General features: G+C 58.5%; 14 protein-coding genes, 1 tRNA gene and 3 pseudogenes. 6 read left to right on the top strand and 12 right to left on the bottom strand.

Translation table 11 applies throughout. The features are described 5' to 3' along the window. Nucleotides 1-7: 7 nt before the first annotated feature. Nucleotides 8-874, bottom strand: a pseudogene (locus tag F6S08_RS15045) (M20 family metallo-hydrolase); the annotation flags it as partial. Between F6S08_RS15045 and traD the strand changes: the two are divergent. Further along, nucleotides 865-1,890 (top strand): annotated as a pseudogene (traD, locus tag F6S08_RS15040) (conjugative transfer system coupling protein TraD); the annotation flags it as partial. The pseudogenes F6S08_RS15045 and traD sit on opposite strands and share 10 nt — an antisense overlap. Before the next feature lie 10 nt (nt 1,891-1,900). Then, complete coding sequence (locus F6S08_RS15035) at nt 1,901-2,644, top strand: TIGR03747 family integrating conjugative element membrane protein (RefSeq protein WP_315871812.1); 744 nt, start codon at nt 1,901-1,903, stop codon at nt 2,642-2,644. A gap of 7 nt (nt 2,645-2,651) precedes the next feature. Here F6S08_RS15035 and F6S08_RS15030 read toward each other — a convergent pair whose 3' ends face one another. Continuing rightward, nucleotides 2,652-2,876, bottom strand: a complete 225-nt coding sequence (locus F6S08_RS15030) for a hypothetical protein (RefSeq protein ID WP_065926026.1) — start codon at nt 2,874-2,876, stop codon at nt 2,652-2,654. A 330-nt stretch (nt 2,877-3,206) separates the two neighbouring features. Here F6S08_RS15030 and F6S08_RS31410 point away from each other — a divergent pair. The 3 genes and pseudogenes from F6S08_RS31410 to F6S08_RS15020 all read left to right on the top strand — a co-directional run. Then, nucleotides 3,207-3,515: pseudogene (locus F6S08_RS31410) on the top strand (RAQPRD family integrative conjugative element protein); the annotation flags it as partial. 30 nt (nt 3,516-3,545) lie between these two features. Then, nucleotides 3,546-3,785 (top strand): TIGR03758 family integrating conjugative element protein, encoded by a 240-nt coding sequence (locus F6S08_RS15025; RefSeq protein WP_065926203.1) that lies wholly within the window; start codon nt 3,546-3,548, stop codon nt 3,783-3,785. Between the two features lie 46 nt (nt 3,786-3,831). Further along, nucleotides 3,832-4,149, top strand: a complete 318-nt coding sequence (locus tag F6S08_RS15020) for a TIGR03745 family integrating conjugative element membrane protein (protein WP_315871856.1) — start codon at nt 3,832-3,834, stop codon at nt 4,147-4,149. Nucleotides 4,150-4,375: 226 nt separating this feature from the next. Here F6S08_RS15020 and F6S08_RS15015 read toward each other — a convergent pair whose 3' ends face one another. The 8 genes from F6S08_RS15015 to F6S08_RS14980 all read right to left on the bottom strand — a co-directional run bounded on the left by F6S08_RS15015 (nt 4,376) and on the right by F6S08_RS14980 (nt 12,193). Continuing rightward, a complete protein-coding gene (locus tag F6S08_RS15015; RefSeq protein ID WP_065926205.1) occupies nt 4,376-4,945 on the bottom strand; it encodes a TetR/AcrR family transcriptional regulator in 570 nt (189 codons plus the stop codon). A gap of 117 nt (nt 4,946-5,062) precedes the next feature. Then, on the bottom strand, nt 5,063-5,899 hold the full coding sequence (locus F6S08_RS15010; protein ID WP_065926206.1) for an enoyl-CoA hydratase/isomerase family protein: 837 nt from the start codon (nt 5,897-5,899) through the stop codon (nt 5,063-5,065). Between the two features lie 522 nt (nt 5,900-6,421). Then, complete coding sequence (locus F6S08_RS15005) at nt 6,422-8,257, bottom strand: tyrosine-type recombinase/integrase (RefSeq protein ID WP_137212796.1); 1,836 nt, start codon at nt 8,255-8,257, stop codon at nt 6,422-6,424. A 223-nt stretch (nt 8,258-8,480) separates the two neighbouring features. Continuing rightward, nucleotides 8,481-8,556 (bottom strand) — tRNA-Gly (locus tag F6S08_RS15000). A 60-nt stretch (nt 8,557-8,616) separates the two neighbouring features. After that, the gene (pgsA, locus tag F6S08_RS14995) at nt 8,617-9,177 is read right to left on the bottom strand and encodes a CDP-diacylglycerol--glycerol-3-phosphate 3-phosphatidyltransferase (RefSeq protein ID WP_027603207.1); all 561 of its coding nucleotides are present in this window, start codon (nt 9,175-9,177) and stop codon (nt 8,617-8,619) included. Between the two features lie 32 nt (nt 9,178-9,209). Further along, nucleotides 9,210-11,033: an excinuclease ABC subunit UvrC gene (uvrC, locus tag F6S08_RS14990; protein WP_137213031.1), complete on the bottom strand. Its 1,824-nt coding sequence runs from the start codon at nt 11,031-11,033 to the stop codon at nt 9,210-9,212. Nucleotide 11,034: 1 nt separating this feature from the next. After that, entirely contained in the window at nt 11,035-11,676 is a 642-nt protein-coding gene (gene uvrY, locus F6S08_RS14985) for a UvrY/SirA/GacA family response regulator transcription factor (RefSeq protein ID WP_003190387.1), read from the bottom strand. A gap of 151 nt (nt 11,677-11,827) precedes the next feature. Continuing rightward, nucleotides 11,828-12,193 (bottom strand): helix-turn-helix domain-containing protein, encoded by a 366-nt coding sequence (locus F6S08_RS14980; RefSeq protein ID WP_065947534.1) that lies wholly within the window; start codon nt 12,191-12,193, stop codon nt 11,828-11,830. A gap of 81 nt (nt 12,194-12,274) precedes the next feature. Here F6S08_RS14980 and F6S08_RS14975 point away from each other — a divergent pair, with 81 nt between their 5' ends. Continuing rightward, nucleotides 12,275-12,514, top strand: a complete 240-nt coding sequence (locus tag F6S08_RS14975; protein WP_065947535.1) for a DNA-binding protein — start codon at nt 12,275-12,277, stop codon at nt 12,512-12,514. 35 nt (nt 12,515-12,549) lie between these two features. Here the strand turns inward: F6S08_RS14975 and F6S08_RS14970 are convergent, their stop codons facing one another. Together F6S08_RS14970 and F6S08_RS14965 are read right to left on the bottom strand one after the other, a co-directional pair. After that, on the bottom strand, nt 12,550-12,981 hold the full coding sequence (locus F6S08_RS14970; protein ID WP_074845356.1) for a GNAT family N-acetyltransferase: 432 nt from the start codon (nt 12,979-12,981) through the stop codon (nt 12,550-12,552). Then, nucleotides 12,981-13,730, bottom strand: a complete 750-nt coding sequence (locus tag F6S08_RS14965; RefSeq protein WP_315871811.1) for a carbon-nitrogen hydrolase family protein — start codon at nt 13,728-13,730, stop codon at nt 12,981-12,983. Before F6S08_RS14965 ends, F6S08_RS14970 begins: the two co-directional genes overlap by 1 nt. Between the last annotated feature and the right edge of the window lie 62 nt (nt 13,731-13,792).

Raw genomic sequence — 13,792 nt, 5'->3', positions numbered from 1 at the left:
GACTCATTCAGATCATTGGCTCAGCATTGCTCTTGGGCAATAGTGCCTGGAGCAACACATCTGCGCCCGCCGTCGACCACTCCGGCGAAATCTCCTCTGCCTCGTTGTGGCTCAGCCCGTCCACGCACGGCACGAAAATCATCGCCGTCGGCGCCACCTGGTTCAGGTAGCAGGCGTCATGCCCGGCACCGGAAATCATCGGGCGATGGCTGTATCCCAGTGCCTCCGCAGACGCCTGCACCACGGCCACGCAATCACTGTCGAAGGCAATCGGCGCGTACAGGAAGATCTGCTTCACGTTGTGCTGCAAACCGATGCCCGCAGCAATACGCGCCACAGCGTCGCGCAATTGCTGGTCTTGACGCGCCAGCACTGCTTCGTCCGGGTGACGGAATTCCACGCTGAAAAACACCCGCCCCGGCACCACGTTGCGCGAGTTGGGAAAGATATTCGTCATACCCACCGTGGCCCGCCCTTCGGCGCCCTGCTCCAGACCCAAGCCATTCACCGCCTCGGCCACGCGGGCAAAACCGAGCAACGCATCCAGGCGGTGGTCCATCGGTGTGGTACCGGCGTGGGCGCTGCGCCCGCTCAACTCCACCTCATACCAGCGCTGGCCCTGGGCGCCGGTGACCACGCCGATGGTAATGCCCTGCGCTTCGAGGATCGGGCCCTGCTCGATATGCAGCTCAAACGCGGCATGCACGGCCTGGCCGCCCACCGCATGCGGGCCGGCATAGCCAATGTGCTGCAACGCCTGGCCGATGCTGCCCCCGGCCTTGTCCTTGCGGGACAGCCCATATTCCAGGTCAAACACCCCGGCATACACGCCCGACGAAATCATCGCCGGGGCAAAGCGCGAGCCCTCTTCGTTGGGAAGCAATCGTACAGATCGAAGAAGGCATCAACGAACGCAACACGCCCCGCCATATGCTCGGCCGCGACCGTCGGGTGGTGGTAATCGAGCAATACCTAAGCCTGGTACCGCTGTTTGATCCAGTACTCGAAGGCCTGCGTAGTGCCGTGCGTTACGAGCGCACGTTCTTCGATAAGATCGTCGCCTCCCTGCTGCCGCTGTTGGAAAAATTGACCAGCGGCAGCATTGCCCAATTACTGGCCCCGGACTACACCGACCTCAACGACGCACGGCCAGTCTTCGATTGGATGCAGGTGGTACGCCAACGAGCAGTGGTCTACGTCGGCCTGGACGCGTTGTCGGATGCGGAGGTTGCTGCTGCCGTGGGCAACTCGATGTTTGCCGACCTGGTCTCGGTCGCCGGCCACCTTTATAAATTCGGCCTGGATGATGGCCTGCCTGGCGCGACAACCAACGCCACGGCCGCAATCAATGTCCATGCTGACGAATTCAGCGAACTGATGGGCGACGAGTTCATTCCCATGGTCAACAAGGGAGGCGGCGCCGGTATGCAGGTCACCGCCTACACCCAGACCCTCAGCGATATCGAAGCACGTCTCGGCAACCGCGCCAAGGCTGGCCAAGTGGTGGGCAACTTCAACAACCTGATCATGTTGCGCGTACGTGAAACGGCCACCGCAGAGCTGCTGACCAAACAACTGCCAAAGGTCGAAATCGCCGGCATCTCCCCCATGAGCAGCGCCACTGACAGCTCCGATCCACACGGACGAACAGCATTTACCTCCAGCAGCATGGATCGCATCACCACCAGCGTACCGCTGCTGGAACCCGCGCATATCGTCGCATTGCCCAAAGGCCAGGCCTTTGCCCTGCTCGAAGGCGGCATCCTGTGGAAACTGCGGATGCCGTTGCCTGTACATGAGCCAGATGCCGATATGCCCAACAATCTGCTCGACCTGGCTGAACACATGCGCCGCCAATATGGTGAGAATCAAACAATCTGGCACAACGAAAGCCGCCGTCATGCGTGATCCGGCCAGCGTTGCCCAGCAACAGCAGGCTCGGCAGCAAGGATTGCTGCTCTCCCTGGTCTCCCTACCATTGCGGTTTATTGGAGTGTTGTTGGGGTCTCTGCTGCTGTGTCTGGCGATCGAACTGATCGGAATGCATCTGTTCTGGACGGAGCAAGGCTGGCGGCATGCACAAGGGATGATGAATTTCGAACTGCAACAGCTTTCATCCTACTTCACCCGTAGCGTGGTGGTGCAGGAGCCGGGGCGCAGCGCGTACAGGATGGTGGCCTTGCTACACCAGAACCTGTTGCTGGAAAGTGGGCTGCCTGACTGGTTGAAGCAGGTGAACGATCAGGCCAAAGAGGCCAACACAGCAACGGGGTTCAATGCCACTTTGGCTCAAGCCGTGGTGTACATGGAGGGGTATGTGCTGGCGACGTTCTACACCTTAGCGACGTTTCTATTGCGATTGCTGGTGTTGATATTGACCTTGCCGTTGTTCGTGCTGGCGGCGTTAAGCGGACTGGTGGATGGGCTGGTGCGGCGGGATTTGCGCCGCTTCACTGCGGCGCGGGAGTCGGGGTTTCTGTACCACCGGGCACGGGCGATGATTCTGCCGTTGGCAGTGTTGCCGTGGGTGGTGTATTTGTCGCTGCCCATCAGTGTCAATCCGATATTGATGGTAATACCAGCGGCGACAATTCTTGGAGCTACCATCAGCGTAACCGCGAGTAGCTTCAAAAAATATCTGTAAAGGTCTATCAAAGACACTCAAGTTGAATCGCGCCTGTTTTTATTACCCAATCATTGCCAAGCTTTACTGGCTTGAATCGAGGGACACCAGGCATGTCTTGGTGCGGCAGCAAAAAGTAGCCAGATCCATCGGCCATTGGCTCAATGTGAACGATATACCTTCCAACATCCTCTGCGGTCCAACCAATATCCGCAGCGATTATCGCGTGATTCGAAGCGTTACGAATGACCATCACGACATCCTTGACTCGTGAGATTGAGTTCAAAGCATAGCTCAAGCCCGCCTGTGCTCAATGCCCAGTCAGTAAGAACGCTATTCGATGCTGATTTTCACATCTGGCTCTGATTTCAGAGTTGGGCGACGTAGTTCAGGATCGCCTGCATCAAGACAACGAAATTGCAGCTCCGCATTAGCATTTAGGCACTCTGCCACAGCAATGTACTTTGCAGCCATAGAACACTTCGGTACACCGATAAGGGACAGACGCCATTTCCCATTCAAAGGAACATCGCGCCCAGCCAAAGATGCAACATTTACTCCTGTTTTTCAGGGATTTTAGTAAATGTTGGGATATCGAGGTGTTCACCAATGGCATCAACATTTACTGGCCATCGGCTTAACGCTGACGTCAGTGCTTTGGCCTGCTTCCGGCACAGCCACAGAGTCTGCTCGTCTATCACTGTTGCTTCGCCATCTAAACTTAATTGAAGGCCTAGCCGAAGACAGCGTCCGCCTACCCCGTGACGAAACCTCCCGCTACCACTTCGACTACAAACGCCTCCGCAACGACGTGCAACGTATACGCCAAGGCGTCCAGGACCACCTGAGCCCCCAACGTGCACAACCGCGCGATCCCTTGCCGTTGCAGGGAGACTATCGTCAAGACACGGAGGTGGCCCCCATGAGCCTCAGCGCCGATCAGGCGTCAGCCTTCCTGGCCCATGGCGGTTTCACACACGACGCGAGTGCCACGTTGCTGCTAGGCATGGTGTTCGCCGTACTGCTGGTTTGGGGCGTATGGGCATTACGCACAGCCTATGTCGGTTGGGCTGAGCACAAGCTGAGCCAGCGGCAGCTGCTGGGCGTCGCGGTGCGATTTGCCGTGATGTATGTGGTGCTGACCTATTTCCTGCTGTCTTGAGAGAGGTTGTATGAAGCACTTCGATCAAGGTCTCCCCATTGTGTACATGGCAGGTGTGGCTGCGGTGTTGCTGTCACCCACCTGGGCGCTAGGCGGGCTGCCATCACTGGAAGACCCGTCGCGCGGTACCGGGGATAGCATTCTCACGACGCTGCAGAACTACGGCTACGACATCGTAATGCTGGTGGCACTGCTGGTAATTGCCTCCATGTTTATCGGGGTCTGCTACCGCGCCTATACCACCTATTCGGAGATCCACGCAGGACGTAAGACTTGGGGACAGTTTGGCCTGACCGTAGCGGTGGGTGCCCGATTGCTGGTGGTCGGTATCTGGTTACTGACCCAGGCCACCGGAATTCTCTAGGAGACAAACATGCCGAGCGAATCAAGGCAGGATCAAACTCTGACTTTTTTGCCCCATCGACTGAACCGGCAGCCGATCCCCGGGATAGCTGACAACAGCAACACCATGCTCTAAACCTGCGGCACAGGTCAGGCTTTGGCGGACCGGAGTGCATGGAGTCTAACTGGGGATGATCCAGCCTACCTCGCTACCGTCATGAACTGGTTACGCTGGATGTCGATCCTGCCTAGAGCTCCTTGAGTGCCGTCGCGGTGCCTGAGAGGATTTCGTCGGACAGGCCCCCGTCGCCGATTGCTCGCGCCATGGCAAGGGCACCAACCAGTGCACTGAGTACCAAGCAGGCGCGAAGTCGATCACCAGCGGCGTCCGTACCCGGCGTCAACGCGGCCAGAAGCTCGATGTACTGCTCGACCTGACGTCCATAGGCCGAGCGAGTTCGGTCATCCGCGCGCGAAATGCCCTCAGCCAACCCGGCCACTGCGCATCCGGCTTCAGGATGCGCGCGGTGGGCTGGACTGAGGTAATCGTCGACGATCGCTTCGAGCGCCCGTCTGCCGCCTTGGCCGGACGTAGCCACAGTCCGTGCACTTCCCTGAGCCAAAGCGCGTTCCACCGCGGCACCGACCAGTTCATCTCGAGATTCGAAATGACGGTAGAAGCCGCCGTGCGTCAGGCCGGCTTCCCGCATCAGCTCCGCTACTCCGAAACCGTTAATGCCACTGCGGCGCATTCGAGCCGCAGCGATGTCGACAATTCGATCGTGGCTTGCCGCCTTGTCTGCTTTCGAACTACCCATGAATGGGACACTCCTCCCGATGCAACACTAGTTATATCCTAACGATTTTGGTAACGATCCAGTTCAAGCGAATATACGCCAAGGCTTCGACCCCACTCTTTGGCGCTGCAGTTGCTGTTATCGGGTTTCGGTACTGAGATTGCCGAGGTGATAACCCATGCGTGCCTCGAAATCAAGACCCACTTCGTCGCGCTTTTGCGCGATTCGTGCTCCCCGCTCATGGACAGTCGGCCAAGAGAACGCATTAAGGAAAGCGTCCTGTGTCTGCATCAGGTCCTCCGCGGACGGCAGGGTTCTACGATTGATCAGCTGCTTCGCCTCGGCGAGCGCAGGTTTGTCGAAGGACGCGATGCGCCTAGCGAGGTTGTCGACGAAGGCGTCAAGCTCGTCATCGGGGAGTGCACGATTCACCCACCCGTAGTTCGCTGCCGTTGCTGCGTCGAAATCGTCGCTGCCGAGAACGATTTCGAGCGCCCTGGCCCGTCCGACGAGGAGTGGCAGGCGCTCGGTTCCGCCACCACCCGGAAAGACGCCTGCCCCGACCTCGATCTGAGCGAAGATCGCGCGCTCCTGGCTGGCAAAACGCATATCACATGCCAGAGCAATCTCAGAACCCCCGCCGCGCGTGCGACCTCGAATCGACGCAATGGTCACGACCGGGGAGATGGTTAACCGTGTCGTGGCATCGACGAATGTTGGCAGACCGGTCGGCCCCGGCGTCAGGGGAAAATCGGCAACCCGGGAGACGTCGTAGTGATTAACGAAGAAGTCCGGGTCAGCACTATCGAACACGACCACCCGCAACGTGTCATCGGACTCGATGAGGCCGACGATCTCCTGCAGCTCTAGGAGGGTCTCCGGATCGCACAGATTGATCGGCGGATTGTTGAAGGTCACTCGCCAGTATCCCGGCGCTGCCTCGGTAATCATGAACTGGGTCAGTGGAGCATTCATTCGAAAGATTCCTTCGTTCTAAGGCGCTGGGCGCCGGAGGTGTCGGGGGCGCAGACCATCTGGTCGCTGACAATGAGGATGATGCTCATCATCCTCATTGTCAAGACGCGACCGCATCGAGGCCACCGGGCAACCGTTACGGGAGTTTGGGGAAGCGGAGCGGCTCAACAGCTCGGCGCTTCGATAGCGTCGATCGAATCGCCCATGCAGATACTCGGCAATCGTTGGGTTAGCGAAACCGGTCGGCATTGCTGCATGAGCGATGAGCGCAGGCACGCAGGAAACCGGAGAGACGACAGCGTTGCCGAGAACCGGGCCGACCTGCCATCGCTTGATAAGGGCGCCATAGAGCGAAAACGTCAGGCCCTGTAGCACAAAGGGTGCTGTTCCGACAGGTGACAAACGCTTGTCTTGGAATGTGTTGTAGATAAACAGAATAAATTCCACGTATCCTGGAGCAGCCCTCGCCAGATGCACTCAAGCCAGCGGCTACATCCGTTGTCACCGCTCGAAGACAGCACCTCAGCTCGAGCTCAGGGTCCTGCAGACAATCCGCATGGTAATTTCGAAATTATCCATGGTGAGCCCATCGATTGGCGAATGACCCTTTAGCCGCTCATGAGGTTTACACAGCGTCCGATAAAGCCTCCATGCATCCACATCCGGAGACCGCGCTAATACCGTGAGCACCAACTTGTGCCGTAACGCATCAAGCTGCCAGTCCGGAATGCGCTGACCACGATTCCCCAAGCTCAGGGACAGAAGACGTCGAGCCTTAATATCCCGATTGATCTGATCGCGGGATTTGCCTGCCAGTCTGGCGAAGACCAGCAGCGGCAAATTACTCGAAGCTTCAAACGTGGCCAACATTTCGGTCCGTTCACGCTGGGCTTCAGACACGTGAGATTTGTGAGGCTTTTCAGTCTGTATTGGAACGGGCACGACAGGCGATTGGTTGGGCCTCATGGGGCCTTTCTCGCTACCTACCAGCATCGTCGATGAGGTCGCCGCAGCAAAGTTGCTGCTGTAAAGAACGACATTTCCCTTAGAGTTTTCCAGTAAGGGCAGCGAGGCTGCGCCCTCCAAACGAATAGTCAGCGGAGAGCTTGCTGCTTTCGGCTTACCCTGCCCCCAAAGGTCCAATCTATTCGCCCAATCCTGCATCATGGTCCGACGTTGCTCGACGTATTCCGCGTGGTTGTAGGCCGCACTCACCTTGCCTGAATCGGCATGAGAAAGCTGCGCATCAACCCATACCTTGGGGTAGCCAATCTCGTTAAGCGCCGTCGAAATCGTGGCCCTCATCCCATGCCCGGTGAGTTGATCGGCATACCCCATTCGACGCAACGCCCCATTCAAGGTGTTCTCGCTAATGCGCTTGCTTAGGTCGCTCCGGTGCGCTAACAAATAACACTGCGCGGGGACAACTTGACTCAGCATCTCGCGCACGATTTCAAGCGCCTGGACCGACAATGGCACGATGTAAGGCGGTATGTTTGAGGTCTGCTTCCCCGCCCTGCGCATCCCCATCTGAAGCTGTTTCACCACTTCCGGCGGGATGATCCACAACCGCTGCTTTAGATCAAACTGGTCGGGCGTCGACAAGCGCAACTCGCCGGTACGCACCCCCGTTAGCAGCAACAAGCGAAGACCTAGGCGTGTTTGGTTCGCACCACCGTAATCTCGAAGCGCGGCCAGCAATGTAGGCAGCTCGTCCATACGAAGAAAGGGATTATGTGCGACAGGGGGTTTCGGAAGCGCTACCACATCAAGGTCCGACGCAGGATTCTGGTCAAGCCCCTCCACCTTCACCAGGGCATAGCGGAACAATTGCTTGAACCAGGTCCGACATTTTTCCGCTGTCGTTAACGCCTTGCGTTGTTCGATTCCGCTCAGGAGGTGCATCAGGTCGTGGCGATTGATGCCGTAGATGGACCGCCTGCCGAGCGTTGGCAGGAGGTCTTTTTTGAAGATTCTCAATATCTGCGAGAGTGTGCTCTGGCGCCCCTCCTTCAGGCTCAGCATGCGGAACTCCACCCACTGATTGAACACGGCCTCGAAGGTATGCTCTGCCGCAAAACGAACAGCACGGCGCTGTTGCTTACGGTGCTCATAGGGATTGATGCCTTGGGCGACCAAGGCTCGCGCCTCGTCACGTCGGGCACGGGCTTCTTTGAGGGAGATTTGTGGGTAACAACCCAAGGACATGCGCTTCTGCTTGCCTGCCCAGTAGTAACGGAAGAGCCAGACTTTGCCGCCTCTGGCCGTCACATTGAGAGTGAGACCATCACTGTCACCGAGGGTGTAGCCATTACCGGTGATTCGGGCATGCCGAACTGTCATTTCTGAGAGTGCCATCGCGAGCTCCTGAACAGAGTCAGGGCCAGATACTCATCTCGCTGCGCAAACTGCTCCAGCAACAAACCGATTCAGGGCATGTCCGGATTCTGGACTTAATCCTGGACTTAAACGCACCGGATAGTACTGGATTTCAGTGGTTCCCGCCGGAACGAAAAAAAGGGCCTAAAGACCCTGATTTCAATCACTTACAGAATTCAGTGGAACTCTGTAGCGCAATATTTGGAGCGGGAAACGAGACTCGAACTCGCGACCCCGACCTTGGCAAGGTCGTGCTCTACCAACTGAGCTATTCCCGCTTGGTGATGCGCATTCTATAGAATCCTCAGCACCCGTCAACCCCTTGATTCAAAAAAGTTTTATTTCTTTTCAACGGTGGTGCGCAGATGCGGCCAGGCGGCGCGCAGATATTGGAGCATCGACCACAGGGTCAGGCCCGCTGCGATCAGCAGCAAGGCATAACCCGTGAGGACCCAGAACGAGAAGTCCGACGGGTTGGCCAGCAGGATAACCAGCGCGAGCATTTGCGCGGCGGTTTTCCATTTGCCCATGTTGGACACGGCCACGTGGGCGCGGGCGCCGATTTCAGCCATCCATTCGCGCAGGGCCGAGACGACGATTTCGCGGCCGATGATGACCGCTGCCGGCAGGGTCAGCCACAGGTTGCCGTGTTCCTGCACCAGCAGGACCAAAGCGACGGCCACCATGAGCTTGTCGGCCACCGGGTCGAGGAACGCGCCGAAGGGCGTGCTCTGTTCCAGGCGACGCGCCAGGTAGCCGTCGAGCCAGTCGGTGGCGGCGGCAAAGGCAAACACTGAACTGGAAGCCAGATAGCTCCATTCGTACGGCAAATAGAACAACAGAATGAAAATTGGGATGAGCAGGACGCGTAGAACGGTGATCAGATTAGGGATATTCATCGGCACAACTGGCTACGAGGTGGAAAGGCATTCTATTCGCTATGCAGATTCGCATAAATCAGCTCAGCGAGCTTTTTACTGATACCGGGTGCTTTGGCTATCTCGTCAATGCTGGCACGGGACAGCTCCTGCAAGCCACCAAAATGTTTAAGCAAGTCGCGACGCCGCGTCGGGCCAACCCCTGCCACCCCTTCCAGGGTTGAGGTTCGCCGGGTTTTGCCACGGCGGGCGCGGTGGCCGGTAATGGCGAAACGGTGGGCTTCGTCGCGAATCTGTTGAATCAAATGCAACGCGGGTGAGTCGCCCTTCAAAGTGAACTCATGGGCGGCATCATTCAAGTACAACGTCTCGAAACCCGCCTTGCGCGTCGTTCCCTTGGCCACGCCCAACAGAATCAGGTCAGGCACCGCCAGCTCATTGAGCACGTCGCGGGCCATGGACAGCTGGCCCTTGCCGCCGTCGACCAGGAGGATATCCGGCAACTTGCCCTCGCCATCCTTCAACTTACTGAAGCGGCGCGTGAGGGCCTGGTGCATGGCGGCGTAGTCATCGCCGGCAGTGACGCCTTCGATGTTGTAGCGCCGGTAATCGGACTTGATCGGCCCTTCCGGCCCGAACACCACGCAGGATGCCACCGTGGCCTCGCCACTGGAGTGGCTGATGTCGTAGCACTCCAGGCGCTGGGGCGGCTCTTCCAGGTTAAGGACTTCAGCCAGGGCGTCAAAGCGTGCGGCGACGTGCTGTCGGTTGGCCAGGCGCGCGCTCAGGGCTTGCTCGGCGTTAGTCACCGCCAGTTGCTGCCAGCGTGCGCGGGTGCCACGCACGCGGTGGCTGATGTCCAGCTCGCGGCCGCGCAGTTCGTGGATGGCTTCGATCAACGCGGGGAAGTCTTCGTGCACCACATTGACGATCAACTCCGACGGCAGGTCGCGCTCGGGGCTGCTCACGTAGTATTGGCCCAGGAAAGCGGCCATGACTTCGGCGACCTCCTCATCAATACCGGTCTGCGGAAAGAAGTTCTTGCTGCCCAGCACTCGCCCACCGCGCACGCTGATCAGGTGCACACAGGCACCGCCCGGATTGACGAAGGCCGCGATCACGTCGACGTCGCCGGTGCCACCTTCCATGCTTTGCTGGTCCTGGACACGGCGCAGCAGCGAAATCTGGTCGCGCAGCTCGGCGGCCCGTTCGAAATCCAGGGTGCTGGCCGCCTGCTCCATGGCGGTGGAAAGCTCATCGGTGAGGGCATTGCTGCGCCCTTCGAGGAACATCACCGAATGGCGCACATCCTCGGCGTATTCGGCCGGCTCAACCAACCCCACACAGGGCGCCTTGCAGCGCTTGATCTGGTACTGGAGACAGGGCCGGGTGCGGTTCTTATAGAAGCTGTCTTCGCACTGGCGTACAAAAAAGGTTTTTTGCAGCAGGCTCAGGCTTTCCCGAATGGCCCCGGCGCTGGGATAAGGCCCGAAGTACTTGCCCTTCGCCCTCTTCGCCCCACGGTGAATGCTCAGGCGTGGGAAGTTGCCATCGGATAAAAACACATAGGGATAGGATTTATCGTCACGCAGCAGAATGTTGTAGGGCGGCCGCCATTCCTTGATCAGCGTCTGCTCAAGCAGCAGCGCTTCGGTTTCGTTGGCGGTGATGGTGGTTTCGACCTGGGCGATACGCGCCACGAGGGCCGCGGTTTTCGGCGCGAGACCGGTCTTGCGAAAGTAGCTCGCCAGACGATTCTTGAGGTTTTTGGCTTTGCCGACATACAGCAGGCGCGCCTCGCTGTCGAACATGCGGTACACGCCAGGGCGGCCACTGCAGGTTGAGAGAAAGGCACTCGGATCAAACGGTGTGGTCATGTCAGGCGCTGGCGTCCACCATGCCGTGGCGCACCGCGAGCAGGGTCAATTCAACATCACTGCTGATGGCGAGCTTCTCGAAGATGCGATAGCGGTAGGTGTTGACGGTCTTGGGCGACAGGCACAGCTTGTCGGAGATCGTCTGTACCTTCTGGCAACCGACGATCATAAGGGCAATCTGGATTTCCCGCTCCGACAGCGCATCAAACGGCGAGTCGCTGGTGGGCTGGAAGGACTTGATAGCCAATTGCTGGGCGATCTGCGGGCTGATATAGCGCTGGCCGGCAAACACCAGGCGAATGGCCTGGACCATTTCCGCCAGGCCCGCACCTTTGGTGAGGTAGCCGGCAGCGCCAGCCTGCAGCAGGCGTGTCGGAAACGGGTCTTCCTCGCACACAGTCACCACCACGACCTTGATGTCCGGATGGCTGCGCAGCAATTTGGTCGTCGCGCCAAGACCGCCGATGCCAGGCATCTTGACGTCCATCAACACCACATCGGGTTTCAACTCCCGGGCCTTGATCAGGGATTCCTCGCCTGACTCGGCCTGACCGACTACTTGCAGGCCATCGATGTCAGCCAGCATTCGTGTAATGCCTGTACGAACGAGATCATGGTCATCGACTACTAGCACCCTAATCAAGCAGACACCTCGCGAAATGGTCTTATAGGTTGCTGAACACCTTAGCAAAAAACCAAGGCACAGACCTAATAGCACGCGTCATATAGAGAGAGATTGATTGGGCGACAGCCATCCGCCGGGCGGCGGATGGCTCAATTTGCTGGGCGAAGGGTCAGGAATCCTGGGGCTGGGGCTTGGGTTTTCCATTCATCGCAATCGAATGCTCGGCCAACGTCGAGGTCAGGCGACGGATCGCAGCCTGGTCTTCCTTGAACATTGCGCGATAGTCCCCGAGGACTTTCTCTTCAATCTGGCTCAGATTCTCCAATTGAATCGGCGTGGCTGCACCGGTCAACACGTAAAGTACATCCACGCCTCTTTGGGCGACACGAGACAGGTAATCCGCTTTAGGCGCACGCCCTCCACTTTCATATTTACCTTGTGCGTTGGCTTCAACGCCGCCGATTTCACCAAACACTTTTTGCGACAGGCCAAGCCGCTCCCTTTCTTGCCGTAAACGCGAACCGATTCCACTCATTTGGATGTATGATCCTATTTGGCACACCCCAAGAGGTGACACATTCATCTCTTATTAAACAAACTTGAACGGTTTTGAACTATGCCCGGAATCCGTACCGCTGCACAAGCCAAGGCCTGGCTGGAACATCAAGGAAAGTCAGTTCAAGCGTTCGCCCGTGAACATGGCGTAGATCCGGCAACCACCTATCAAGTGCTCGCTGGGCGCAAAAAGGGACGGCGTGGGGAAGCCCATAAGGTAGCGGTCCTTTTGGGCATGAAAGAAGGGATCATCCTTGCTGAGACGGGAGACCTGAACAACGATCAGGAAGTCGGCGCCTGAGGCCAGTATGCGCTTATAAGGAGTGGGTGCACGTTTTAGCTTGAGCGACAAACACGCTCCATACGCCAGAAGCAGTCTTCTTCACCTACGATGCTGAGCCCCATGCGCTGATAGAGCCTCCTGGCCGGGTTGGTCTTGAATACGGTCAAACGCAACAGTCCCAACGTTTGCGCCTTGAGCGCCATCTGCTCCAACACCCAGCCACCCGCGCCCAACCCGCGATACGCCTCGAGCAGATGCAACTCGCGAATATAGAGGGCCCGGCTGTCGCGGCTCAGGCTGATAAAACCCAAGACCCTGTCGTCCCGGCAAATCAGCCAGTTTTCCCGACCGGCCCAGGCAGTATCAAAGCCTTCGTTGGACCACCACAATCCGTACTGCACGTAGTAGCGGGCCATGGCCTCGTGGGTCAACTTCCGCGCAAAGGGAAGGTCCTGGTCCGTTGCAGCGCGCAGGTGAAAAGCCATTAGAGAGCCAGCACGTGGCTGACCCACCCCCCGCCATCGCGACGGGCAATCAGCAACGCATCCCCCACGCCAGGTACAGCAGCAAGCAAACGGCCATTGGCGGCCCAGATCGCACTGCGACCGGCGCAGGCCCAGCCACCCGACGGGCCGCCATGATTGGCCATCAACACCAGCAGGCCATGTTCAGCGGCATAGCCTTGGAGCAGCGCACTGTCCGTGGCGTAGCCGCCCTCACTGATCAACACCCCGGCGGCATACACCGTGGCGCCCGCTCGCGCGGCGGTACGGGGATGGCTGGCATGGGAAAAATCTGCGCACACCGCCAGCGCAATCCGCTCATTCCCTCGCTCAAGTACTGCACCGCCCTGCCCTGGGACAAACACAGCCTCTTCGCCGGCATGCAGATGCTGCTTGGTGTAGACCGCCAGGGAGCCATCCGCTCCGAGCACCAACGCACCGATCAGCACGCCCGCCTCTGGCGTCAGTCGGATCGGCATCCCCACCACCGCCGTCAGTCGCAGCTCACGCGCCATCTCGCGCAGGGGCGCCAGCACCTTATCCCCCGGCGCAATCGCCAATTCAGCGGCCAGCGACGGCTCATACCCCGTCAACGACAACTCTGGGAACACCAGTAATTGCACACCCTGTTCCGCCGCCGCGCGCATAAATGCGAGGTGCCGTTCAATATTGGCCGGGACATCGCCCGCGATGGAAATGGATTGAGCAGCAGCAAGAGTGAAGGCAGTCATGGTCGCGTCCAAGCAATCAGTATCAAAGTGCAAACAGCATATCGGCACTCCCCCCATAGCCG

Source organism: Pseudomonas sp. JV449 (assembly GCF_032424295.1).
GTDB lineage: Bacteria > Pseudomonadota > Gammaproteobacteria > Pseudomonadales > Pseudomonadaceae > Aquipseudomonas > Aquipseudomonas marginalis.
The sequence above is the reverse complement of the archived record's forward strand: the minus strand, read 5'-3'. Positions and strand labels throughout refer to the sequence as shown.